This window comes from Xanthobacter cornucopiae, assembly GCF_043195065.2.
In the GTDB taxonomy this organism is placed as follows: domain Bacteria; phylum Pseudomonadota; class Alphaproteobacteria; order Rhizobiales; family Xanthobacteraceae; genus Xanthobacter.
Genome location: NZ_CM195531.1, coordinates 3,561,363 through 3,586,499, shown reverse-complemented (window position 1 = coordinate 3,586,499; position 25,137 = coordinate 3,561,363). Strand labels below are relative to the sequence as shown.

Annotated in this window: 15 protein-coding genes and 1 pseudogene; 9 read left to right on the top strand and 7 right to left on the bottom strand. The window is 69.8% G+C overall.

What is annotated here, in order from left to right:
• Positions 1 to 128 precede the first annotated feature (128 nt).
• A complete protein-coding gene (locus V5F53_RS15840; protein WP_393994902.1) occupies positions 129 to 1,559 on the top strand; it encodes a homospermidine synthase in 1,431 nt (476 codons plus the stop codon).
• Positions 1,560 to 2,293: 734 nt separating this feature from the next.
• Here the strand turns inward: V5F53_RS15840 and V5F53_RS15835 are convergent.
• Together V5F53_RS15835 and V5F53_RS15830 are read right to left on the bottom strand one after the other, a co-directional pair.
• The gene (locus tag V5F53_RS15835; RefSeq protein ID WP_393994903.1) at positions 2,294 to 2,848 is read right to left on the bottom strand and encodes a GNAT family N-acetyltransferase; all 555 of its coding nucleotides are present in this window, start codon (positions 2,846 to 2,848) and stop codon (positions 2,294 to 2,296) included.
• A gap of 282 nt (positions 2,849 to 3,130) precedes the next feature.
• A complete protein-coding gene (locus V5F53_RS15830; protein ID WP_393994904.1) occupies positions 3,131 to 4,261 on the bottom strand; it encodes a type III PLP-dependent enzyme in 1,131 nt (376 codons plus the stop codon).
• A 788-nt stretch (positions 4,262 to 5,049) separates the two neighbouring features.
• On the opposite strand from V5F53_RS15830, the gene hemA reads away from it, so the two are divergent.
• Together hemA and V5F53_RS15820 are read left to right on the top strand one after the other, a co-directional pair.
• Entirely contained in the window at positions 5,050 to 6,333 is a 1,284-nt protein-coding gene (hemA, locus tag V5F53_RS15825; protein WP_393994905.1) for a 5-aminolevulinate synthase, read from the top strand.
• Between the two features lie 118 nt (positions 6,334 to 6,451).
• On the top strand, positions 6,452 to 7,234 hold the full coding sequence (locus V5F53_RS15820; RefSeq protein WP_393994906.1) for an HAD-IIB family hydrolase: 783 nt from the start codon (positions 6,452 to 6,454) through the stop codon (positions 7,232 to 7,234).
• A gap of 695 nt (positions 7,235 to 7,929) precedes the next feature.
• On the opposite strand, the gene yidC is transcribed toward V5F53_RS15820, so the two are convergent.
• The 3 genes from yidC to rpmH are packed head-to-tail and all read right to left on the bottom strand — an operon-like array spanning position 7,930 to position 10,538.
• Positions 7,930 to 9,753, bottom strand: coding sequence for a membrane protein insertase YidC (gene yidC, locus V5F53_RS15815; protein ID WP_393994907.1), 1,824 nt, complete (start codon positions 9,751 to 9,753; stop codon positions 7,930 to 7,932).
• Positions 9,750 to 10,376 (bottom strand): ribonuclease P protein component, encoded by a 627-nt coding sequence (gene rnpA / locus V5F53_RS15810; protein ID WP_393994908.1) that lies wholly within the window; start codon positions 10,374 to 10,376, stop codon positions 9,750 to 9,752. The genes yidC and rnpA overlap by 4 nt, the downstream gene beginning before the upstream one ends.
• Before the next feature lie 27 nt (positions 10,377 to 10,403).
• Complete coding sequence (gene rpmH, locus V5F53_RS15805; RefSeq protein WP_393994909.1) at positions 10,404 to 10,538, bottom strand: 50S ribosomal protein L34; 135 nt, start codon at positions 10,536 to 10,538, stop codon at positions 10,404 to 10,406.
• A 288-nt stretch (positions 10,539 to 10,826) separates the two neighbouring features.
• On the opposite strand from rpmH, the gene V5F53_RS15800 reads away from it, so the two are divergent.
• The 4 genes from V5F53_RS15800 (at position 10,827) to V5F53_RS15785 (ending at position 16,453) form a co-directional block, all read left to right on the top strand.
• Positions 10,827 to 12,611: a glucan ABC transporter ATP-binding protein/ permease gene (locus tag V5F53_RS15800; protein WP_393994910.1), complete on the top strand. Its 1,785-nt coding sequence runs from the start codon at positions 10,827 to 10,829 to the stop codon at positions 12,609 to 12,611.
• A gap of 196 nt (positions 12,612 to 12,807) precedes the next feature.
• Complete coding sequence (locus tag V5F53_RS15795) at positions 12,808 to 14,241, top strand: D-alanyl-D-alanine carboxypeptidase family protein (protein WP_393994911.1); 1,434 nt, start codon at positions 12,808 to 12,810, stop codon at positions 14,239 to 14,241.
• A 521-nt stretch (positions 14,242 to 14,762) separates the two neighbouring features.
• Entirely contained in the window at positions 14,763 to 15,902 is a 1,140-nt protein-coding gene (locus V5F53_RS15790) for a CobW family GTP-binding protein (protein WP_393994912.1), read from the top strand.
• Positions 15,899 to 16,453 carry a DUF924 family protein gene (locus V5F53_RS15785; protein ID WP_393994913.1) on the top strand — a complete coding sequence of 185 codons (555 nt, stop codon included), beginning with the start codon at positions 15,899 to 15,901 and terminating at the stop codon, positions 16,451 to 16,453. Before V5F53_RS15790 ends, V5F53_RS15785 begins: the two co-directional genes overlap by 4 nt.
• Here V5F53_RS15785 and V5F53_RS15780 read toward each other — a convergent pair.
• Entirely contained in the window at positions 16,443 to 17,663 is a 1,221-nt protein-coding gene (locus V5F53_RS15780; protein ID WP_393994914.1) for a BaiN/RdsA family NAD(P)/FAD-dependent oxidoreductase, read from the bottom strand. The two genes, V5F53_RS15785 and V5F53_RS15780, sit on opposite strands and share 11 nt — an antisense overlap.
• Positions 17,664 to 17,971: 308 nt before the next feature.
• Here V5F53_RS15780 and V5F53_RS15775 point away from each other — a divergent pair, with 308 nt between their 5' ends.
• On the top strand, positions 17,972 to 21,400 hold the full coding sequence (locus V5F53_RS15775; RefSeq protein WP_509212459.1) for a DNA translocase FtsK: 3,429 nt from the start codon (positions 17,972 to 17,974) through the stop codon (positions 21,398 to 21,400).
• A 290-nt stretch (positions 21,401 to 21,690) separates the two neighbouring features.
• On the opposite strand, the gene V5F53_RS15770 is transcribed toward V5F53_RS15775, so the two are convergent.
• Entirely contained in the window at positions 21,691 to 23,373 is a 1,683-nt protein-coding gene (locus tag V5F53_RS15770) for a methyl-accepting chemotaxis protein (protein ID WP_393994916.1), read from the bottom strand.
• A 1,006-nt stretch (positions 23,374 to 24,379) separates the two neighbouring features.
• Here V5F53_RS15770 and V5F53_RS15765 point away from each other — a divergent pair.
• Positions 24,380 to 25,130 (top strand): annotated as a pseudogene (locus V5F53_RS15765) (IS5 family transposase).
• The last annotated feature ends 7 nt before the right edge of the window (positions 25,131 to 25,137 follow it).

Genomic DNA, 25,137 nt, shown 5'->3' with positions numbered 1-25,137 from the left:
GCCTGATGTCGAAATCGCAAGGTGTTTTCGGCGGGGCGCGACTGAACGCCTGTTGACGGCAACGCTTGGCAACTCCATGGTGCCTCGGCCCCTTGAGCGGGCGTCATCCTGGAGGAGTGTTCCCTATTATGAGCGACTGGCCGGTACACGCGACGATCGACGGCCCCATCGTGATGATTGGTTTCGGGTCCATCGGTCGCGGCGCGCTGCCGCTGATCGAGCGTCATTTCGACTTCGACCGCGAGCGCATGGTGGTGATCGACCCGGTGGCGGAGCACCGCAAATTGCTCGATGCGCGCGGCATCCGCTTCATCCAGTCCGAGGTGACGGCGGAAAACTACCGCGAGCTGCTCACGCCCCTTCTCACCCATGGCGGTGGCCAGGGCTTCTGCGTCAATCTCTCCGTGGACGTGTCCTCGGTGGCGGTGATGGAACTCACCCGCGAGCTTGGCGCGCTCTATGTGGATACGGTCATCGAGCCCTGGAAGGGCTTCTATTTCGACGAGAGCGTGGATAACGCCGCGCGCACCAATTATGCGCTGCGCGAGAGCCTGCTCGCGGCGCGCCGGCGCAATCCCGGCGGCACCACGGCGGTGTCCACCTGCGGCGCCAATCCCGGCATGGTGTCGTGGTTCGTCAAGCGGGCGCTTCTCAACATCGCCGCCGACACCGGCCTCGACCGGCCCGAGCCCAAGAGCCGGGAGGAATGGGCGCAGCTGGCCCGGGCCCTGGGCGTGAAGGGCATCCATGTGGCGGAGCGCGACACCCAGCGCGCCCGCAACCCCAAGCCCATGGGCCAGTTCGTCAACACCTGGTCGGTGGAAGGCTTCGTCTCGGAGGGCCTGCAGCCGGCCGAGCTGGGCTGGGGAACCCACGAGAAGGCGCTGCCGGCGGATGCGCGCACCCATGCCGCCGGTTGCGGCGCCGCCATCTACCTGCTCTCGCCCGGCGCCGCCACCCGCGTGCGGTCCTGGACGCCGACCCCGGGGCCGCAATACGGCTTCCTGGTCACCCACAACGAGGCCATCTCCATCGCCGATTACCTGACGGTGCGGGACGGCGACGCCGTGGTCTACCGGCCGACCTGCCACTACGCCTACCACCCCAGCAACGATGCGGTGCTGTCGCTGCATGAGATGTTCGGCAACGGCGGGCACTTCCAGGGCAAGTGGTCGATCCTGGACGAGCACGAGATCGTCGATGGCGCGGACGAGCTGGGCGTGCTCATCTATGGCCATGCCAAGAATGCCTATTGGTTCGGCTCCCAGCTTTCCATCGAGGAGGCGCGGGAACTGGCGCCCTACCAGAACGCCACCGGCCTGCAGGTGACCTCGGCGGTGCTCGCCGGCATGGTCTGGGCGCTGGAGAACCCGAACGCCGGCATCGTCGAGGCCGACGAGATGGACTTCCATCGCTGCCTTGAGGTGCAGACGCCCTATCTCGGCCCGGTGATCGGCGTTTATACCGACTGGACCCCCCTGACCGGCCGCCAGAAGCTGTTCCCGGAGGACATCGACCTCGAAGACCCCTGGCAGTTCAAGAACATCATCGTGCGCTGAACGGCCCAGCCGTCGCGCCTGTTCTGGCCTCTCTCCCCGTTCGGGGAGGGAGGCTTTTTCATATCCGGGAGGTGGGGGCATCGACGCCCGGGGGCGGTGCCAGTCGCCTGAGCCAGGTGTTGAGGTCAGGTGTTGGGCCCAGGTGTTGGGCCCAGGTGTTGGCCCCAGGTGCTGGGGCCAAAGGCCGGAGCCAATTTTCCGGGCCAGTTTTCCGGGCCAATTTTCCGGGCCAGTTTTCCGGGCCAGTTTTCCGGGCCAAGTCCCGGCGCGCCACCGCCGTGCGGGTCGTGACGCCAGCGCGGACGGGCCTGCGGCAGGTGCCGGAGTCCGGCGCGTCCGGCATTCGTACGGTTGCCGCGCGGAGGCGCAAATCGGGCAGGGGATCGCGGCGGCCCGCAGGGGCAGGGGCCCCTGGCTTCGGCGGGGTGCTCCGGGCCGGCAAGCCCATGCTGCCGGCCCATTCCGCAAGCCCATTCCGCAGGCCGATGCCGATGGGGGGCTGCGGCGCCGCCGGGGCGTGGGGCCGGATTGGTGCCGGCGGCCCGCGGGCCCCGCGTGAGGACGTCCCCTGCGGGGCGGGGTCCTGTTCGCTCCAGTGGAGGGGCTCACGCGCACCACGGGTGCGACCAGCTTTCGGGCGCGCGCTTCGGGCCCGGCTCACGATGGGGCCGGGCACTCTCGCTCCCGCCGCCGCGAGCGCCGGGGCCGGACGCCAGCGGACCGGAGGGCGCGGCTCAGGCTGAGCGGCGCTCGGTGCCGGCGATCAGCTCGGCGAGGGACGGCCGGGCGATCTCCGCACCGGTGGGGCTGATGAGGCCGCGGGCGCCGTTCAGCGCTCCGGCCGTCAGTTCCAGGCCGAGCAGGCGGGCCGGGTCGAACGGACCGGGCATCCAGAGTGCGCCGGTCTGCTGCGCCGAGAAGCCGAAGCGCGCATAATAAGGCGCATCACCCACCAGCACCACGGCGCCATGGCCCTGGGCATGCGCTGCCGCGATCGCGGCGCGCATCATGGCGCCGCCCAGGCCGTCCTTGCGGAACCAGGGATGGACCGCCAGCGGGCCGAGCAACAGGGCCGGCCGGCCGGGGCCGGCGCAAACGTTCCACAGCCGCAGGGTCGCCACCAGGCGGCCGTCCGGGCCGTGGGCCGAGAAGGCGAGCCCGTCCGCCGGCACGCGGCCTTCGCGCAGGCGCTCGGACGCTTTGGCGCGGCGGTCCTCGCCCATGCAGAGGTCGAGCAGCGCCTCGCGCGCGGCCACATCTTCCACGGATTCCAGCACAATGTCAGTCACCGGCAGCTCCCGTGCCCGAACCGAGACGTGAAGAACGCCGCCCCGGTCGCGACAGCGACCAGGCCAGGGCCAGGATGGCAAGCCTTGGGTGGGGCGGATGCGGAAGACGAGGGGATGGCCCCTCCTCATCGCCCTCGGACGGCGGACGCCGGTGCCGAGAGGGAGCTGATGTCGCGGCAGCACAGGGCGCTCCGGGACTGCGCGCGGCATCCCGGTTTCATGCCCCTGCCGGCCGCCGGAAAGGCTGGGCCGGGTGGGGCGTCCGCGCCGTGCCGGGCGCGATCAGATCACGTAGGATTTCAGCGGCGGGAAGCCGTTGAACGCCACCGCCGAATAGGTGGTGGTATAGGCGCCGCAGGCCTCGATGATGACCTTGTCGCCGATGGAGAGCGACAGGGGCAGGTCCACCGGCGTCTTCTCATACATCACGTCGGCCGAATCGCAGGTCGGGCCGGCCAGCACGCACGGCGCGGTGTCGTCGCCGTCGCGGGGGGTGCGCAGCGGGTAGCGGATGGCCTCGTCCATGGTCTCGGCGAGGCCGCCGAACTTGCCGATATCCAGATACACCCAGCGCATGGCCTCGGTGTCGGACTTCCGGGAGATCAGCACCACCTCGGCCTCGATGAGGCCGGCGTTGCCCACCATGCCGCGGCCCGGCTCCATGATGGTCTCGGGAATGCGGTTGCCGAAATGACGGCGCAGCGAGGAGAAGATCGCCTCGCCATAGGCGCGCGCGGCCGGTACGTCCTGGAGGTAGCGGGTGGGGAAGCCGCCGCCGAGATTGACCATGGCCAGCGAGATGCCCCGCTCGGCGCAGGCGCGGAAGATGGTGGCGGCGGAGGCCAGGGCGCTATCCCAGGCGTTGACGTTCTTCTGCTGCGAGCCGACGTGGAAGGACACGCCATAGGCGGTGAGGCCCAGGCGATGGGCGTGCTCCAGCACGTCCACGGCGAGTTCCGGCTCGCAGCCGAACTTGCGCGACAGCGGCCATTCAGCGCCGGCGCCGTCGCACAGGATGCGGCAGAACACCTTGGAGCGCGGGGCGACCCGGCCGATCTTCTCGACTTCCTCGTAGGAATCGACGGCGAACAGGCGCACGCCCATCTTGTAGGCGCGCTCGATGTCGCGCTCCTTCTTGATGGTGTTGCCGAAGGAGATGCGCTCGGCGCCGGCGCCGGTGGCCAGCACCATCTCGATCTCGCCGGTGGAGGCGCAGTCGAAGCACGAGCCCATCTCCTCCAGGGCCTTCAGAATGGCCGCATCGGGATTGGCCTTCACCGCGTAGAACACGCGGGTGTCGGGCAGGGCGCGGGCGAACGCCTGGTAATTGGCGCGGACCACGTCGAGGTCGACCACCACGCAGGGGCCGTCTTCGCGTCGGGTACGCAGGAACTCGCGGATGCGGTCGGTCATGGTGTCCTCTCCGTGACCTGAAGCCTCAGTGAAACGCGGACAATCCGCGCGCCGACAGGACGAACGGGACCGCTCCCGCCTTCGACGAGAAGGTGGGGCATCTGGCCCATTCGGGGCATGCACCGGCGGTGGGGCGGCGATGTGGACGCGCCGTCTCAAGCCGCGGGTCATGCCCGCCTCGCCGGTCTTTCAACCGGCCGCATCATGGGACCGAACGGCAGCCAAGCCACCCGCGAAGGCCGAAACCCCACGGGAAAGACGACTGCGCACGCTTGGAGGGGAAGACCCGCTCCGCACGGCCGGCAAGATGTAGTGCCTCTTCAGCGCCGCCGACCTTTGGAGGGCCAGCAGACCAAAAAAGCCCTTACGTCGTTGCTTCAAGTCACGTCCCCCGCAGTGAGGAGCGGGGTGGGCCGGTTCCCTCCGGCTATCGGTCGTCCTGGCAGCTTTCCGGCCTCTTGTCCGGAGATCCTACCGACCGACACGCGACCACAGGCACGTGCGAATTTGGGCGAGGCGGATGTAGGACACCCCGCCTGCCGACGCAAGTGGCATTTTGATGAAAATCAAGGCGGGTTTCCAGCGCCTCCGACGACGCGGGACAGGCGGCCGCCGCGCCCCGCCGATGCCTGTCCCATCAGGCTTTGCCGGGGGCGTCCGCGCCGGATCGCCGCGCACCCCTCGCGGGGGGTTGATTGGCATCAATACAAGGAGCAAGCTGAAACTATAATATCAAAAGAACGCAGGATCGTTCGCCCGCGATCCGCGCGCTGTCTGCAGGGTCCGGAATGAATTACGATCATTTCTTCGCTGACGCCATCGACGCTCTGCGCAAGGAGCGCCGCTATCGTACCTTCGCCGAGATCGAGCGCGACGCGCGCCAGTTTCCGCGCGCGGTGTGGCATTCCCCGGGCGGTCCGCGCGACATCGTGGTGTGGTGCTCCAACGACTATCTCGGCATGGGCAGCCATCCGAAGGTGGTGGAAGCCATGTGCGCGGCGGCCCAGGCCCGCGGCGCCGGTGCCGGCGGCACGCGCAACATCTCCGGCAACAGCCACGAGATCGTGATGCTCGAGCGCGAGCTGGCGGATCTGCACGGCAAGGAATCCGGTCTGGTCTTCACCTCCGGCTACGTGTCGAACGCCACCGGCATCTCCACCATCGTGAAGCTCATTCCCGATTGCGTGGTGATCTCCGACGAGCTGAACCACAATTCCATGATCGAGGGCGTGCGCCAGGGCGGACGCCAGAAGGCGATCTTCCGCCACAACGACCTCGGCCACCTCGAGGAACTGCTCCAGGCGGCCGGCGACCGGCCGAAGCTGGTGGCGTTCGAGAGCGTCTATTCCATGGACGGCGACATCGCCCCCATGGCCGGCATCTGCGACCTCGCCGAGCGCTATGGCGCCATGACCTATCTCGACGAGGTGCACGCGGTCGGCATGTATGGCGAGCGCGGCGGCGGCGTGGCTGAGCGCGACGGCGTCATGCATCGCATCGACGTGATCGAGGGCACGCTGGGCAAGGCGTTCGGCGTGGTGGGCGGCTACATCACCGGCAAGCGCGTCATCATCGATGCGGTGCGCTCCTATGCGCCCGGCTTCATTTTCACCACGGCGCTGCCCCCGGCCGTCGCCGCGGCCGCCACCGCCTCCGTGCGCCACCTCAAGGACTCCCAGGCGGAGCGCGCCGGCCAGCGCGCCCAGGTGGCGAAGGTGAAGGCGGCGCTCGCCGCCGCCGGCCTGCCGCAGATGGAGACCCCCACCCATATCGTGCCGGTGATGGTGGGCGACGCCAAGGCCTGCAAGATGGCGAGCGACCTGCTGCTGGCCGAGTACGGCATCTATATCCAGCCCATCAACTACCCGACCGTGCCGCGCGGCACGGAGCGCCTGCGCATCACTCCCACGCCTTTCCATGACGATGCTCTCATCGCTCATTTGGCGCGGGCCTTGTCGGATGTATGGGAGCGCCTGGAACTGCCGTATGCGGACCGGGACGTGGAGCGGCGCGATTCGCGCCGCGTGGCCCTGGGCCCGCAGCCGATTCCCCTGCCGGTGGCCGGCGGCTGAGCCCAGCGCCGGACGGATCGGAAGGCCGACCGCCCGGGCGGTCGGCTTTTTCTTTTCAGCCCATGCCTTCATAGCGGCGGGTGCCCGGTCGCGGCCGCCGGCAACCGGAGCGTGGCCCATGCGCCCTTTGAGCGAGGCGGAAGCAGCGACCTTCCGCGATGTGCGGTTCGTCCTCACTGACATGGACGAGACGCTGACCTTCAACGGCCGTCTCGGTGCCCGCACCTATGACGCCTTGGAGCGGCTGCAGGCGGCGGGCATCGTCGTCATTCCCGTGACGGCTGCACCGGCGGGGTGGTGCGACCAGATGGCCCGCATGTGGCCGGTGGATGGGGTCATCGGCGAGAACGGCGGCTTCTTCTTCCGCCGTGCCGCCTCCGGTCATGGCCTGGAGCGCGTCTTCTGGCACGGCGCGGCTGGCCGGGCAGCGGTTTTTGCCGAGCTGTCGCGCATCGCCGATGGGGTGAGCGCGGAAACCGGCGCCGTGTTCGCCGAGGATCAGCCCTTTCGTCTGACCAGCATCGCCTTTTCCCAGCCGGAGGATGCGGCGGCACGCGCCGCCATCGTTTCCGCGCTGGGTGCGGCGGGGGCCGATGTCACGGTCAACAATCTGTGGGTGCTCGGCTGGCGCGGCGGCTACGACAAGCTGGCCATGGCCAAGCGCGTGCTTCAGGAGAGCTACGGCGTGTCCCCCGACGCGGCGCGCGCCCAGGTGCTCTATGTGGGGGATTCCGTCAACGACGCGCCGATGTTCGGCTACTTCCCCCATGCGGTGGGGGTGAGCACCGTGACCCGGTACCTGGACCAGATTCCAGTGGCGCCAGCCTGGATCGCGCGAGGCCCCGGCGGCGCCGGCTTCGTCGAGGCGGCGGAGGCGGTGCTGCGGGCGCGCGGCGCCTGACGGCGCATCCCGGATCGCCGCGCGTCACGGCACGGTCGTCGAAGCGCTGACAGGCGTCCTTCCGGCGCAATTCCATACCGCACAGGCTCTGTTCCGTCGCCGGCGACGGTTGCGGAGCGGGCGCGCGCCTGTCTGGCGTATCGGATGGATGGGTGTGGAAGGGCGTGGCGCCGGGTGCCGATCGCGGCTGTGACGCGGCGCCTCACTTCATGGCGGGTCGCCGGAAGCGCGGGCAGGGGCCTCCTGGCATCGGCCCCGGTCTTGAGCGGTGTCCGATCGGTTCGCTCGGTAACCGTCGTATGGGTTCAACCGGAGGTCATCGGGCTGTTCAGGCGCGGGGGGGGGGCGCGGGGCGCGCAGGCAGGCTCGATGGTCGCGCGGGTGCCGGTTCCGAAATCCGGATGGCGGCGCAGAAGGGCGCGCGGCAAGGGCTGCCTGCCCGTGTGGGCCCAGGCCGGTTCCCGGGACTGCCCGAGGGCGTCGGGAGCGGGTTTCGGGCTGTCGCCTGCGCCATATCACGGCACGGTTCTGCACTCCGTCGGACGGCGCCCTGGGCCGGGCGGGCGCGCGCCGGCATCGGAGACGTGCCGCCGTTCACTGGGTGCTCCCGCTGAAACGAAAACGGCGGCCGAGGATCTCGGCCGCCGCTTCTGCGTCTGGCTTCGGGGGCGCGCCGCCGGCCGTGCGGTGGCGGTTCAGCTCTTGGCGGGCGCCTTCTTCTTGAAGGCGCTCTTGATGTTGTCCCACAGCTCGATCTTGACGCCGTTGCGCTTCATGATGAGCGCCTGTTGCGACACCGAGAGGGTGTTGTTCCAGGCCCAGTAGATCACCAGGCCGGCGGCGAAATGGGCCAGCATGAAGGTGAAGATGATGGGCATCCAGTTGAAGATCATCTGCTGGGTCGGGTCCGGCGGGGCCGGATTGAGCTTCATCTGCACCCACATGGTGATGCCCATGATGATCGGCCAGGCGCCCAGCATCAGATAGGTGCCGATCACCGGAACCGACGAGGGGTCCCACGGAATGAGGCCGAACAGGTTGAACAGGGTGGTCGGGTCGGGCGCCGACAGGTCGCGGATCCAGCCGAAGAAGGGCGCGTGCCGCATCTCGATGGTCACGAACAGCACCTTGTAGAGGGCGAAGAACACCGGAATCTGGATCAGGATGGGCAGGCAGCCCGCCACCGGATTGATCTTTTCCTTCTTGTACAGCTCCATCATCGCCTGCTGCTGCTTCACCTTGTCGTCGGCGTAGCGTTCGCGGATGGAGGTGAGCTCCGGCTGCACCGCCTTCATCTTGGCCATGGAGGCGTAGGACTTGTTGGCCAGCGGGAAGAAGATGCCCTTCAGGATCACCGTCACGATCAGGATGGCGACGCCGAAGTTGCCGACCAGGCGATAGATCCAGTCCAGGGCCAGGAACAGCGGCTTGGTGATGAAATAGAACCAGCCCCAGTCGATGAGCAGGTCGAAGCGGTCGATGCCATAGGTGCGCTGGTAGCCGTCGACCACCTGCACCACCTTGGCGCCGGCGAACAGCTGGGCGCTGCTGGCGACGCTGGCACCGGGCTCCACCGTCTTCGGGGCGGCCAGGAAGTCGGCCTGGAAGGTCGGCGTGCCGCCCTGCAGGGCGCTGGAGAACTTGGCGTCCACCTTCACGCTCTGGTCGGGAATGACGGTGGCGGCCCAGTACTTGTCGGTGATGCCGAGCCAGCCGCCGGTGGCGGAGAAGGTCTGCGGCTTGTCCTTGTCCAGCTTGGAATAGGCGATTTCCTGGAGGCCGGCGTCGCCCAGCACGCCGATCAGGCCCTCGTGCAGGATGTAGAAGCCCTCGACCTTGGGCAGGCCGTGGCGCGACACCAGCGCGTAGGGATAGAGGGTGACGGCGCCGGCGGTCTTGTTGTCCACCTCGTCCTTCACCGCGAACATGTAGTGGTCGTCCACCGTGAAGGTGCGGCGGAAGGTGAGGCCGCCGCCGTTATCCCAGGTCAGCACCAGGGGCGCGCCGGGGGCGAGCTTGCCGCCGCTGGAGCTCCACAGCGTGTCGGGCCCGGGCACCTTGACGCCGGCGCCGGCGGCCGAGGTCCAACCGAACTCGGCATAGAAGGGGTGCGGCGCGCCGGACGGCGAGAGCAGCACGATGTTCGGGCTCTTGGGGTCGACGGTCTCGTGGTACTCGGTCAGCAGCAGGTCGTCGACGCGGCCGCCCCGGAGCGAGATGGAGCCCTTGAGGCGGGGGGTCTCGATGAGCGCGCGCGGCGTGGCGGCGACGGCCTCCTCGCGGGTGAGGGGCCGCGCCGGCGCGCTGGGCTGGCCGGCCTGGGGCACGGCGCCGGGGACCGCGCCCGGCTGGGGCGTGGCGCCCGCGGAGGCGGCGGCGTCGCGCTGGGCGGCGATGCGCTGCTGTTCCGCCGCCTGGCGCTGCCGGTCCGCCTGCGGAATGCCGAAGAAATACTGCCAGCCGATGAGGATCGCCACCGACAGTGCGATGGCGATGATCATGTTGCGGTTGTCACTCATGCCGGATGGCCTCCGTCGGCGGATGGCGCCTGGGGGTCGGACTGGGGGTCGGAACTGATTCTCTGGTCGGGATGCAGGGCATCGCCTGGCGCCGCCGCGTCGGTGGGCGCGGCTGGACCGCGCCGCGTCGCCGCGTCCTGCCCTTCGGCTCCGGCGCTGCCTGTACCGCGTTTTCGCGGTCCGGGGTATCGCGAATTTGCCGCGCCGTCGGTGGCGGTCCCGGTGTCCGGCGCGCCCGCTGTATCCCGCGCGGGGGTCTTAGGCGGGCGCCGGCCGCTGGGCGCGCGATGGGACCGCGGGGGATCGTGCAGCTTGCGCAGGGCCCGCGCGAGGTCGCTCAGCAAGGTGTCGAAGGCGGCGTGAAGCGCCTGTTCGCGGGCGATCATCACATAATCGTAGCCGGCGCGCCCGGCCCCTGGCACGACTTTCCGCGCCACCTCGCGCAAACGGCGGCGGATGCGATTACGCACCACCGCGTTGCCGGTTTTCTTGGTGACTGTGAAGCCGATGCGGACCTGGCCGTCGTCGCCGCGGTCGCGCCCCTGGAGAAGGAAGGCGGACACGCCTGCGCGCTCCGCCTTGGCGGCGGCCAGGAAATCGCGGCGCTTGCGGAGCTTATCCACGGTCTGCGGGCTCCGCGTGGCCCGCGATCAGGCCGACAGGCGCTTGCGGCCGTGGGCGCGGCGGGCGGCGATGATCTTGCGGCCGTTGCGGGTCGCCATGCGCGCACGGAAGCCGTGGCGACGGCTGCGCACGAGCTTGCTGGGTTGATAGGTGCGCTTCACGGGTCGTTCTCCGGATATCTGGTTGGTCGCGGCCGAGGGACGGTGCCAGCGGGTGACGGGGCTCAGAGATGACGGTCTGCGGGCATTGTGGCGCCTTGCACGGCGCGATCTGCACGCAATACCCTCTGGGCTCCGGCCGCCGGGGCCGCCTGAGTTGGGCAGGCTTATAGGGGGGCGGGGGGCGTCCGTCAATCGCCGCGTCGGAGCTGGCGCGCGTGCGGTGCGGCGCGAGGCTTGCGCGGGGCGCGGGGCTCGGCTCATCTTGCGGCCACGTCGCCGGGGGCCGCCATGAACCTGATCCGCATCTATCTGCGCACGATTTCCCTGCTCGGGCCGCAGGCGAGGATGGGGGCGCTGCTGGCCATCGGCAATCTTGTCCTGGCCATGGCGCAGTTCGCCGAGCCGATTCTGTTCGGCCGCATCATCGACGCGCTGGCGACGGCGCAGGCGGCGGCGCGGCTGCCGACCTTTCAGGACCTCACGCCGCTGCTGGGGGCGTGGGTGGCTTTCGGCCTGTTCAACATCGGCGCCGGGGTGCTGATCTCGCTGCATGCGGACCGGCTGTCGCACCGTCGCCGGCTGGGGGTGCTCGCGCAGTATTTCGAGCATGTGCTGCAACTGCCCCTCAGCTTCCACGGCGAGACCCACTCCGGGCGGCTGCTGAAGGTGATGCTGGAGGGGGTGGACGCCCTGTGGGGGCTGTGGCTGTCGTTCTTTCGCGACGATTGCGCCGCCATCTTCTCGCTGCTGGTGCTGGTGCCGGTGGGCATCTGGATCAACTGGCGCCTGGGGCTGGTGCTGATCGCGCTGATGGTGGTGTTCGGCGTCGTCACCGCCCTGGTCATCCGCCGCACCGAGGCGATGCAGCGGCAGGTGGAGGAGTATAATTCCGATCTCGCCGAGCAGACCTCGGACGCCCTCGGCAACGTCGCGGTGATCCAGAGCTACACCCGCATCGAGGCGGAGGTGAGCGGGCTCAGGGATACCGTGAGCCGGGTGCTGGCGGTGCAGATCCCGGTCCTGTCGTGGTGGGCGGTGGTGTCCATGGCCACCAAGGCCGCCACCACCCTGACCATCCTCGCGATTCTGCTCATCGGCACTTGGCTCTATGTGCATGGCCTCGCCGGCATCGGCGAGATCGTCACCTACGTGGCCTTCGCCAACATGCTGATCGGCCGGCTGGACTATACCGTGAGCTTCTTCAATCGCATGCTGCTGTCGGCACCGCGGCTCGGCCAGTTCTTCGCCGTGCTGGACACCGTCGGCGCGGTGCGCGACCGGCCCGATGCCCGGCCGCTGGCGCAGGTGAAGGGCGACGTGGTGTTCGACGACGTCTCCTTCTCCTACGACGGCAAGCGGCCGGCGGTGGAGGACGTGTCGTTCCACGCCGCGCCGGGCCGCACCTTCGCCTTCGTGGGCACCACCGGGGCCGGCAAGTCCACCGCGCTGGCGCTGCTGCACCGGGTGTTCGACCCGCAGTCGGGCGCCATCCGCATCGACGGCATGGACATTCGCGACGCCACCTTGTCGTCGCTGCGCCGGAGCATCGGCGTGGTGTTCCAGGAGCCGTTGCTGTTTAACCGCTCCATCGCCGACAATCTCCGGGTGGGCAAGCCCGACGCCACGGACGCGGAATTGCGCGCGGCGCTGGCCCGGGCGCAGGCGCTGGAGCTGGTGGAGCGCAACCCGCTCGGCCTGGAGGCGGTGGTGGGCGAGCGCGGCCGGGCGCTCTCCGGCGGGGAGCGCCAGCGCCTCTCCATCGCCCGCGCGCTGCTGAAGAATCCGCCCATCCTCATCCTCGACGAGGCCACCAGCGCCCTCGACGCCGCCACCGAGGCCAAGGTGCAGGCCGCCCTGGACGAGGTGATGAAGGGCCGCACCACCTTCGTCATCGCCCACCGCCTGGCCACCGTGCGCAATGCCGACCGCATCCTGGTGTTCGAGCATGGGCGGGTGGTGGAAGACGGCAGCTTCGACGAACTGGTGCACCTGGGTGGTCGCTTCGCCGCGCTTGCCCGCGCCCAGTTCATGGCCGGCGCCGCGGCGGGTGGTGCGCCGGTGGCGGAGGGCTGAACTGCGGCGAAGCCCAAGTCCTTCCGGTGGTGGCGCAGACTTCGGCAAGATTGTGGCCGGCCGGCGCCAGGGCTCCCGGGGATTTTAGCGCGTATCCCGTCGCCGGTTCGAGCTTTCGACTTTTCCGCGACTGCGAAAGCGGGTAGGAAAGGGGACTTCAGGCGGGGGCCTCCTTCCAACACAGGAGCGGAACAGGTTGGCGCGCTCGAACTCCATTTTTGCCGCCGGCCTCGCGCGGCTGGCCGCCGCCGCCGTTCTTCTGGCAGGCCTCTGCGCTGGCGCGGCCCGCGCCAATCCGGTGCTGCTGGTGGAGGCCGACACCGGCCGGGTGCTGGAGCAGCAGGACGCCGGCAAGCCGTGGTACCAGGCCTCCGTCACCAAGCTGATGACGGTCTATGTGGCGCTGAACGCGGTCAAGAACGGCCGTTTGACCCTGGACTCCCCGCTCACCGTCTCGGCCTTCGCCGCATCGCAGCAGCCCTCCAAGATGGGCTTCAAGCCGGGCACGGTGGTCACCCTCGACAATGCCCTCAAGATGGTGCTGGTGAAGTCGGCCAATGACATGGCGATGGTGGTGGCGGAGGGCGTAGGCGGCTCCATGTCCGGCTTCGTCGACGAGATGAACGCCACCGCCGCGCATCTGGGCATGACCGGCACCCATTACGAGAACCCCAACGGGCTGCCGGACCCGGGGCAGGTGTCCACCGCCCGCGACCTCGCCATCCTGGCGCGGTCGCTGATCTATCATTTTCCCGAGCACGAGATGCTGTTCCGCATCCCGGCCATCAAGCTCGGCAAGCGCGTGCTGCGCAACTACAACCGCCTGATCGACCGCTATCCCGGCGCCGACGGCATGAAGACCGGCTTCGTCTGCGGCTCGGGCTACAATCTGGTGGCCACCGCCACGCGCGGCGGCAAGCGCCTCATTGCCGTGGTGCTCGGCGCCCGCTCGGGCACGGTGCGGGCGGAAGAGGCGGCGATGCTGTTCGAGAAAGGCTTCCAGGGGTCCTGGGGCATCTTCGGCGCGGCGGCGCCCATGCTCTCGTCGATCCAGAACACCGGCGGCACGCCTTATGACATGAAGCCCTATGTCTGCGGCGGCAAGCGGGCGGTCACCGCCTCGGAAGCCGACGACGACGGGCCGGGCGTGAGCAACCGCGCCATCTCGTTCGCCCTGGCGGCGGGCAATCCGACCCTGCCGCGCTCCGGTGCCGATCTGCTGCAGACCTTGCCGCCGTCCATGCCGCCGGTTCCGGTCTATGTGGGCACCCGCGCGGCGCCGCAGGATCTCGATTCGGCCTATGCGCCGGACGAGGACGAGAAGCCGAAGAAGCCGGCGGCGGCCACCGCCAAGCTCGCGCCCGACGGCAAGAAGCCGGCGACCAAGCCGGGGGACGCCAAGGCGGCCTCGGCCTCCGGCACTCCGGCTGGCAAGCCGCCGGCGAAGAAGCCGGCGAACGCGGTGGCCGAATCCGCGACCGGCACCCGGAAGCCGGTGCAGGCAGCCAAGCCGGTGGAAGCGGCGGCGGCCCCGAAGCCCAAGCTGTTGTCCCCCAAGCCCCTGGCCATGCCGCGTCCGCCTGCTTCGGACGACGACGGCGCGCCCGCGGCAGCCACCTCCGCCGAGTAACCGGCTCCAAGCAGCCTTCGAAGGGCACGCGTCCCGCGCGGCGCAGGGCGGGTCGATATCGTGTCGATCCCAGATGCCGGTGGTGGTCCCGGCGCTGCTGTGTCGAGCGCATCTGGCCGGACCCCTTTGTTCTCTGACCTCTTCTTCTCCTGGCGGCGTTCGCTTCGCCCGGTGTGGCTTTGCTTGGTTTGGCTGCGCGCTTGGGCTTGGCCGGGCGGGCCACCGCCGAGCGCGGACGTGCTGGCCGGGACGGACCTCTCGCGTTGTCCCGCGCCGGGCGGAGGTGGGGCAGGGCGATCCAGGATGCAGGAGCCCCAATGCGTCGCCGGGGCGGCGGCACACGTGGCCTCCGGCCGGCTCGGTACGCGGCGGGCCTTGTCCGACAGCGCGCTCACCGTCGCCGCGTCCGGACAGCCGCCGTGTCCGGACCGCGCGCGTGGCTTCCGGCGCCGGTTTTTCGCCCCCACCTGACCACCCTTTGCGGGGGTGCGCGGGCGGGCGGGATGGGATAGCTTGGCCGCATGCCCGTTCCCGCATCCCAGGACGCCGCCCCGCTCCGCCGGGGGCCGCCGCCGCCTCTCCCCGTCACCGTGCTCACCGGTTTCCTGGGAGCCGGCAAGACCACCTTGCTCAACCGGCTGCTGGCCGATCCGGCGCTGGCGGACACCGCCGTTCTCATCAACGAATTCGGCGAGATCGGCCTCGATCATCTGTTCGTGCGGCCGGTGGAGGAGGGCATTGTCATGCTCTCCTCGGGCTGCCTGTGCTGCACCGTGCGCGGCGATCTGGTGGCGGCGCTGGAAGACCTGCTGCGCGGGCGCGACAATGATCGGCTGCCGCCGTTCAGCCGCGTCCTTATCGAGACCACCGGCCTTGCCGACCCGGCGCCGGTGCTGCACACCCTCATGACTCACCCCTATCTCGCCCTGCGCTACCGGCTCGACGGCCTCGTCTGCGTTATCGACGCGGTGAACGGGATGGCGACCCTCGATGCCCACGAGGAAGCGGTGAAGCAGGCGGCCATGGCCGACCGTCTGGTGCTGACCAAGACCGATCTGCTCGCCCCTGGCGGCGGCGCGTTCGATGCCCTGCGCGCCCGTTTGACGCGCCTCGCCCCCGGCGCTGTGCTGCTGGAGGCGCGGGACGCCAGCGCCGCCACCCTGCTCGGCGCCGGCCTCTACGATCCGTCCTCCAAGACACCGGACGTAGCCCGCTGGCTCGCCGCCGAGGCGGTGGCGGCTCAACAGGAGGCGGGCCAACAGGGCGGCGGCGATCCCAATCGTCATGACGGCCGCATCCGCGCCTTCACGCTCGCCACCGACGCCGCCATTCCCGCCGCCACCCTCGACCTGTTCCTGGACCTCCTGCGCGCCACCCACGGCGCCAGCCTGCTGCGGCTCAAGGGCATCGTGAAGCTCAAGGAGGAGCCGGAGGCACCGATCGTCTTGCATGGCGTGCAGCATGTGCTCCACCCGCCGGCGCGGCTGCCGGCCTGGCCTGACGACGACCGTCGCACCCGGCTGGTGATGATCGTGCGGGATCTCGACCCCAAGGTGATCGAGCGCCTGTTCAATGCCTTCCTCGGCGTGCCGGAGGTGGACGCCCCCGACCGCGCCGCCCTCACCGACAATCCCCTCGCGCCCCCCGGGTTGGTTCGATGAGCGACGATCCGGCCGCGATCCTGGCGTGGTGGCGGGCAGCCGGGCGCGCCCGCTGGTTCGGCGGCGGGCCGGCCTTCGATGCGGAGGTCCGCGCCCGCCTGCTGCCTCTCCATGAGGCGGTGGCGGCCGGCGCGCACGCCGACTGGCGGGAGACGGCGGATGGCGCGGCCGCTTTGCTGATTCTGCTGGACCAGGTGCCGCGCAACGTGTTCCGGGGCACGCCCCGCGCCTTCGCCACCGACGACAGGGCGCTCGCCGTCGCCGAGGCGGCGCTGGCGCGCGGCTTCGATCGGGCGGCGGAGGTGAACGCGCCGCCGAGCCTGCGCGGCTTCTTCTACCTGCCGTTCATGCATGCGGAGGACCTTCGCCACCAGCGCCGGTGCGTCGCCCTGTATCAATCGGCAGGGGAGGCGGAGGGGCTCGCGTTCGCCCAGGTGCATGAGGACGCCATCGCCCGCTTCGGCCGCTTCCCCCACCGCAACCGCATATTGGGGCGCGAGACGACGCCGGAGGAGCAGGCCTATCTCGATGGCGGCGGCTTCAGCGGCTGAGCCAGGCGTCGATGCCCCCGGCGGCCGCTACGCCGGTGGCGAAGCAGGTCTGTAGCAGGTAGCCGCCGGTGGGCGCCTCCCAGTCCAGCATCTCGCCGGCCGCGAACACCCCCGGCAGCCGCTTCAGCTGAAAATCCGGGCCCACCTCGTCCCAGGCCAGCCCTCCGGCGCTGGAGATGGCCCGGCTGAGATCGCCGGTGCCGGTGACGGCCAGCGGCACCGCCTTGATGATCCGGGCCAAGGCCAGCGGGTCGGGCGGGCGGGTGGCGCCGATGGCCTCGCGCAGCAGGCCCGCCGCCACCGGCGCAAGGCCGGCGGCCTTGCGCAGCAGGCTGGAGAAGGAGGGCCGGGAGCCGGCCGCGCCGAGCCGCGCGGCAAGGGCGGCGGTCTCCAGGTCGGGACGCAGGTCCACATGCAGCGCCACGGGACGCGGGCCCGGCTCCTCGCCGAGAGCGGAGCGGATGGCGCGGGACACCGCATAGATGGCGCCGCCCTCAAGGCCGGCCTCGGTCACCATGGCCTCGCCGCGCACCCGGACGCCGGCGCAGGTGACGGCGACGCGCTTGAGCGGCGTGCCGGCGAAGCGGGCGCGGAACAGGGGCGTCCAACTGACGCGCACGCCCATGTTGGCCGGCTTCAGTTCCGCCACCGCGAGGCCCTGCGCCCGCAGCGGCGCCACCCAGCCGCCATCGGTGCCGAGGCGTGGCCAGGAGCCGCCGCCCAGCGCCAGCAGCGTCGCCGCGGGCGCCAGGGTGATGTCGCCCTCGGGCGTGGCGAAGCGCGGGCGTCCGTCCGCGTCCCAGCCCAGCCAATGATGGCGGGGGTGGATGCTCACGCCCTGGGCGGCGAGGCGCCGCAGCCAGGCCCGCAGCAGCGGACTCGCCTTGAAACTGTGGGGAAAGACCCGGCCGCTGCTGCCCACGAATGTGGGCTCCCCGAGTCCCTCCGCCCAGGCGCGCAGGTCGTTCGGCCCGAACACGCGCAAGGCCGGTTCCAGCCGCGCCGCCGCCGCGCCGTAGCGGGCGAGGAAGGCGTCGAACGGTTCGGAATGGGTGAGGTTGAGCCCGCCGCGCCCGGCCATCAGGAACTTGCGCGCGGGGGAGGGCATCTTGTCGTGCACGGCGACGGCGTGGCCGGCTGCGGACAGGCGCTCGGCGGCGATCAGGCCGGCCGGTCCGGCGCCGATGATGAGGACGGAAGCTGAAGCCATGGGCTGCGCGGACCTTCGGCGCCGGCGGGCCACCGGCTGCTGGGAGCGCTCTTAAAGGGTTTCCCCGCCGGGGGGCAACCGGGCCAGCGGGTGAGGGAGGCCCGGTTGGTGCCGGTCGAGGCCCGGGGCCGATGGCACGAGGCGCGCCCGTCCCGCCGCCTTCCCCAGTGGCATGCACAAGAAAGAGGGCGCGCGCGGGGGGGCGGGCGGGACCCGAAACCTCCTTTTAATGTCACCCGCCTATGCCTGGATGGATAGTGCGTAGCTGTGGGTTTGCTCCGATGTCGTCTTCGAACCAGCCTCCGAGAATGGTGAATTTCCCCTCGCTCCTGGTTTCGGAGGAGGACGAGGGCGTGGCCCTCGAGAATCTGGGCGGCTCCACGGTCCATAGCTGGATCAACGCCGATTTCGTGCCGAGCTGGCTGCGGCCGTTCACGCTCGACCAGAACACCCGCTTTACCCGTACGCCGGACCACTTCCTGCGCCCGCCGGAGGAGGCGCCGCCGGATGTGCCGCTGCCCAGCTACGGCACCGCCGGGGCATCGTGGCATTTCCTGGAGATGCCGCTGGACGTTGCCGATGAGCCGCCGCCGGTGCCGAGCGTGCGCGCCGATCTCGAAGCCCTGGAGCAGGCGTTCGCCGACCTGCCCGCCCTGCGCGCGCCCCGTGACGGTCGCGATATGCCGTTCGGCGCGGAGGCGGACAGCGCCAGCACCGCCGAGGGCTGGAGCGTGGACGAGCACGGGGTCGAGACGGTCCTGTCGTGGCACGATGCACGGCAGAACGAGCCCGGCCTCGGCGAGGGCCGCAGCGGCGATCCCGAGATCGCCGCGCCGATGGCGGTGATGACGGATGCCGGTCCCGTCGCGGTGCCAGAGCTCGGGACGGCAGCGGATGCGAGCCATCCGGTGGCCGGCTTCGCGGTCACGATGCCGCCCGAGGACGTGTCGGAAACGCCCGCCACAGCCGACGCCATGGCACAGGAGGCGCCCGGCGCTTCGCAGTTCGAGAGCGACGCGATGGTTTCCGTGGCAGAGCCCGCGGTCGCGGCGGCGCTGGATCTTGGGTGCGGCGTCCTCACGGCGGCGCCGGTTGGCGATCTCGTCGACGGCATGGCCGCCAGCGTGGCAGCGCCGTTCGCAACCGACCTGACGCTCCTTGACGCGAATCCGCGGCCGGAGGTGAGCGAGAGCGTCGCTTTCGCCGCCATTGTCGACCAAGCCGCTGCCGATTTCGTGGCGGCGGTGGAGAATATGGACGCGACCCCGGCCGACCTCGCCGTGGCCGGTGACTTTGACGGCGCGGCCGATGATGCCGACCTCGTGTCCGTGCCCCTCGACGGGGCGCCCTTCGATGGCACGCTGGCGCAGCTGACGGCGGCGGCGCTCGACGGTGCATCTGCTTTGCTCGGCGCCGGCCCGTCGCTGGAACCCGCCGCCGCCGCGACTCTGGCGGTGGCGGATGGCTTCGAGGCCGGCGCCGCGCCGTCCGATGCGGGGCCCGATGACGTGATGGCCGAGGCTTCGGCCCCGATGATCCCACCGGCATTCGACATGGGGCCCGACGTGCTGCCCGAGCCGGCAGTCGGCTTGGCGTCCGACTTGGCGTCCCACTTGGCGTCCGACTTGGCGTCCCACTTGGCGTCCGACTCGGCGCCTGAGGTGGCGTGTGACCCGGCGCGTGAATTGGAGCCGGTGCCGCCGGAGCCTGTCGCGGCCGAGTCGGCGGATGCGGAACGGGCCGACATGGAGCTGATCGCTCCGGTGACGGCCGCTCCGGCGCCCGTCGTCGTTGAAGCGGCCGAGATTCCCGCGCCCGCCCCGGTGGCGGTTGATGCAATGTCTGAGGCGCTGGCCCCCGCGCACCTGCGCCCGCTGGCGCGGCTGATCGTGGTGGGCCGGCTGGCCCTGCCGGCGATCGGGGAACAGGACCTGTTGCCGCCTGAGCCGGTGGCGCCCGCCCCCGAGGTGGAGACGGCGACCCGCGCCGCCAGCCTCATCAGCGCCCATTTCGCCTGGCAGCCCTATAATCTGAGCATCAACGCCGGCGCCCCGCCCGTGGCCGCCGGGCCGGCTGCCGGTGACGCGATCGAACCCGCGCCGGCTGCGGAGGCGGACGCCGTCAGCGCGCCCGTGCCTGCTTTGCCAGTGGCCGCCGGGCTGCCGGCGGTGGTGCCGGTGGCGGAACCGGCCCACGATGCCTTCGGCTATCATCTGCCGCCCATCGACCTGCTGCGCGAGCCGCCGGCGCTGGAGCCCGATTACGAGCTGTCCGAGGAGTTCCTCGACCAGAGCTCGGCCATGCTGCAGCAGGTCCTGCGCGACTTCGGCATCCGCGGCGAGGTCATCGACGCCAACCCCGGCCCGGTGGTGACCCTCTACGAGTTCGAGCCGGCGCCGGGCGTGAAGTCGTCGCGGGTGATCGCGCTCGCCGCCGACATCGCCCGCTCCATGAGCGCGGTGAGCGTGCGCGTGGCGGTGGTGGAAGGGCGCAACGTGATCGGCATCGAGCTGCCCAACCGGCGGCGCGAGACCGTGTGGCTGCGCGAGCTTCTGGCCGCCCACGAGTTCGATGAGGCCCGCGCCAAGCTCGGCTTCTGCCTGGGCAAGACCATCGGCGGCGCGCCGGTGATCGCGGACCTTGCCCGCATGCCGCATCTGCTGGTGGCCGGCACCACCGGGTCGGGCAAGTCGGTGGCCATCAACACCATGATCCTGAGCCTGCTCTACCGGCATACGCCGGATGCCTGCCGGCTCATCATGATCGATCCCAAGATGCTGGAACTCAGCGTCTACGAGGGCATCCCGCACCTGTTGACCCCGGTGGTGACCGACCCCAAGAAGGCCATCATCGCCCTCAAGTGGGCGGTGAAGGAGATGGAGGACCGCTACCGCAAGATGGCGCGGCTCGCGGTGCGCAACATCGACGGCTACAACGCCCGCATGGCCGAGGCGCGCGAGAAGGGCGAGGTCATCAAGCGCCAGGTGCAGGTGGGCTTCGACAAGGAAAGCGGCGAGGCGCTCTTCGAAGAGCAGGAGATGAACCTCACCGCGCTGCCCTATATCGTCATCATCGTCGACGAGATGGCCGACCTGATGATGGTCGCCGGCAAGGAGATCGAGGGCGCCATCCAGCGTCTCGCCCAGATGGCCCGCGCCGCCGGCATCCACCTGGTGATGGCCACCCAGCGCCCCTCGGTGGACGTCATCACCGGCACCATCAAGGCCAATTTCCCCACCCGCATCTCGTTCCAGGTGACCTCCAAGATCGACAGCCGCACCATCCTCGGCGAAATGGGAGCGGAGACGCTGCTGGGCCAGGGCGACATGCTGTTCATGGCCGGCGGCGGGCGCATCACCCGCGTGCACGGGCCGTTCGTCTCCGACCAGGAGGTGGAGCACGTGGTGGCTTTCCTGAAAGCGCAGGGCGGCCCGGAATACCTGGAGGACGTGGTCCAGGACGAGGAGGCCGAGGGCCCCGCCGGCTCCGACGACGCGGTGTTCGACAAGGGGGAGCTGGGGGAGAGCGGCGGCGACCTCTACGACCAGGCGGTGGCGATCGTGCTGCGCGACCGGAAGGCCTCCACCTCCTACATCCAGCGCCGCTTGCAGGTGGGCTACAACAAGGCCGCCAGCCTCATGGAGCGCATGGAGAACGAGGGCATCGTCGGCCCGGCCAACCACGCCGGCAAGCGCGAGATCCTCTCCTTCGGGCGGGACCGCGACGACGACCGCTGAGCGGTCGAGGGGCAGGACCCCGGGACGCGCCCTGGGACGCGTCCGCGCTCCGCCCGCCGCTCCGCCCGGGCGGAGCGGCGGGCGGGGTTCATGACTTGCCGCTCATGACTTGCCGCTCATGACTTGCCGCTCATGACTTGCCGCTCATGACTTGCCGCTCATGACTTGCCGCTCATGACTTGGCCCAGCCCCTTCGCTGGCGCCGGGACGGCCCGGCGAAGGCTCCCTGCAGCAAGGTCACGACCCCCGGCGGCTCTGCCAACCTCCGGCCGCCCGGTTTCCTGCCGGGGTCAGGCGGCAGCGGCGAAGTCGGCCACGAAGGTGTCCACCACCTTGCGCAGCTCGACCGCCTGCCCCGATAGGCCGGACGACAGGGCCATGAGCTGAGTGGAGGCGGCTCCGGTCATGCCGGCCGCCTGTCCCACGCCGGAAATATTCTGCATCACCTGATGGGTGCCGGTGGCGGCCCGCTGGCAGTTGTGGGCAATCTCGGCGGTGGCCGCGCTCTGCTGCTCCACCGCGCCGGAGATGGCCGAGGCGATCTCCTTGATGGTGGAGATGACCTGGGCGATGCCGCCCATGGATTTCACCGAGCTGTCGGTCGCCTGCTGGATTTCGGCGATCTTGGCGCCGATGTCCTCGGTGGCCCTGGCGGTCTGGTGGGCCAGTTCCTTCACCTCTTCCGCCACCACCGCGAAGCCACGGCCGGCTTCGCCCGCCCGCGCCGCCTCGATGGTGGCGTTGAGGGCGAGAAGGTTGGTCTGGTCGGCGATGCTGCGGATGAGGTTGATGACATCGCCGATGGCCGCCGCCGCCGCCGCCAGCTCGGCGATGCGGGCGTTGGACGTTTCCGCCTCGGTGAAGGCGGTGTCGGCGATCTGGACCGAATGGGCCACCTGGCTGCTGATTTCGCGGATGGAGGCGGCCATCTCCTCGGAGGAGGCGGCGACGGTCTCCACGTTGGCGGTGGCTTCCTCCGCCGCGCCGGCGACCACGTTCGCCTGCTGCGAGGTCTGCTCGGCGGTGGCGGAGAGGTTCTTGGCCGCGTCAGCGACCTCCGAGGAGGAGCCGGCGAAGCCGGCGGCAAGCTGCTGCATGCGCGCCACGAAGGCGGTGGCAAGGGTTTCGCGCCGGGCCAGGACGTTGCGTTCGGCGATCTCGTGGGTTGCCTGCTCCCGCTTCAGGCGCTCGCCCTCGCGCATGCGGTCGCGCATGTAGACCACGCTCTTGCCGATGGCGCCCACCTCGTCGGTGCGGGCAGCGGTGGCGATCTCCACGCCCAGGTCGCCGTCGCCGATGGCGCGCAGGTCCGCCGACAGGGCGTCCAGTGGCCGGGTGATGGAGCGCGAGAAGAAGAAGGCGGCGGCGCCGAGCACCGCCAGCACGGCGACGATGACGAGGCCGAGCACTTTCAGGTCGGCGTAGAAGGTGGCGTCGATGTCGTCCATGTACACGCCGGACAGGACCACCCATTTCCAGGGTGCGAACGGCGCTTCGTAGGAGATCTTGTGTACCGGGGTCCGGTCCGGGCCCGGGCGGGGGAAATAGAAGCTGGTGAAGCCGCCGCCGGCCTTGGCATTGGCGATCTGGCGCTGGACGAACAACTGGCCCTTCGAGTCGGTCTCGTTGATGCGGTCTATGTTTTCGAGGTCGGGCCGGATGGCGTGCAGCACGCCCCGGCCGTCGAAGTCATAGACGAACAGATAGTTCGTGTCGTCGTACCGGGTCTGGTGGATCAGGTCGGCCGCCCGCCTTCGGGCCTCGTCCCCGGTGATCTTGCCGTCCAGCGCGGCCTGGTGGAGGCCCTTGATCTGAGAAATGACGGCTTCCACGACATGGCTCACGTCGCGCTTGCGTTCCTTGATCATGTTGCTCCGCAAATCCGCCAGCAGCACGGCGGTAATGGCGAGCAGGCCGACCATGAATGCCCCGACCAGAAGGAGAATTCTGACTTTGATCGAAACGGAACGCATGCGGAGTGTCCTGCTCTTGATCGTCTCTGCGGTCTCATGAATTATTGAGGGGCTGAAACCGGATTGTATAGCTTGAAAGCGGGACCTCCACCGCATTGCTCCCCGCGCCGATGGACGCAGAGGCGTGCCGCGCGCGTTTTGAATACCGCTCGTCACCGCGCTGCCAGCGCGATAACCGGGAACTGGACGCTCGGTCTTCTGGATTTCACTTTTCGCGAACCGTTTGCATCCGGGGGCAAAGCCTTCTGGACTGCATTTCGCCAGATCTGGTCCTCGCCCCAGATCACCGCCGCTCGGATCGGTTCCTCGGCGTGGCGTGGTCGGCTCCGATAGGTCGCACCGGGACGCCGGACAGGGGGGCGCCACTGCGCTCGCTCGTTATCGCTCCGCGCCCGCGCGGAAGGGGGGGAGAGACGTTATTCGTGATAGGCGATCCAGAACTTAGCCTGATCAACTAAATATCTGCCACCACTTGTATAAAAAATTTACTCACATAAATTTATCGTTAGATCTATGATGGGAGAATTCTTGTGACTATTACATTTAGGGGTGGCGGGATGAGCTTATGACTACGCATCTCGCCCGAGACATTCTGTCCCCGGCCGCGCGGTCCATGGCCGTCACCCTGTGGGCTGCGTTCGCTGCATAGCGCGATCGTGTGCAATCCCTCAGCCGCCGCCTCGCCGAGACGACACGCAGCTACACGCACGGTCGAACCGATCCGCACCGGCATCGTGTCGGAGAAAGCCTCCGACGCAGATCGCGAGCGGCCACCTCTCCTCGAAGGCGACGCGGGATCCCTGCACGCCGCGCAGAAGACGGCCCGCGACAACGAGGCGAGCATCGCCAGCGCCGTTGAAGCTGTCGGCCGATACGTCACGCCCTTCCGTCCTGCGTCAGGCATCAGGTCTCGCAGCCCGTTGGACAGCTCGATCAGGGTGCGGCCCCATGACCTGGTTGGCGTCGGGCCTGGGTTGTGATTCCCGGCATCCGGGAGGACGTGCCGATGAAACGGGACCTGTTCTGGCTGATGGATGCGCAGTTTGCGCGGATCGCGCCCGATCTGCCGAATGACATGCGCGGCAAGCCGCGTGTGGATGACCGCCGGGTGATCGGCGGGATCATCCATGCGCTGAAGTCCGGCGGACGCTGGATCGATGTGCCAGCCGACCATGGTCCGCGCAAGACCCTTTACAATCGCAATGTCCGCGGGGGCCGCCAAGGGGGGAGCGGCCTCTTCCAGGCGCTTTCCAGGCGCTCGCCGGAGCCGGCGGGCCGCCCGCGCAGGTGCTGATCGACAGCTCCGCCGTCAAGGCCCCCGGCTCGGCCTCGGGCGGGACAGGGGGGAGCGGGCCCAGGCCATCGGCCGCCCCCGGAACGCCCGCGCCGCCAGGATCCACGCGCTGACCGACCGCAGCGGCCGGCCCATCGCCTTCCTGCTCACCGGCGGCCAGGTGGCCGGCCGCACAGCCGCGGCGAGCTTGCTCCGGCAGATGCCGAACGCCCGCATCCTGCATGGGGACAAAGGCTGCGACAGCAACGCGGTCCGCCGTCAGGTGGAACAGGCGGGCACCCGGCCGAACATCCCGCCCAAGGCCAAGCGGCGCTGGAAACCCTGCGCCTTTCCAGCGCTCTACGGGGATCGCAACGCCATCGAACGCATGTCCTGCCGGCTGAAGGACTTCCGGCGTGTCGCCACCCGCCACGACCGCCTCGCCGCCACCTTCCCCACCGCCACCGTCTGCGACTGGTTGTGAGTCTGGA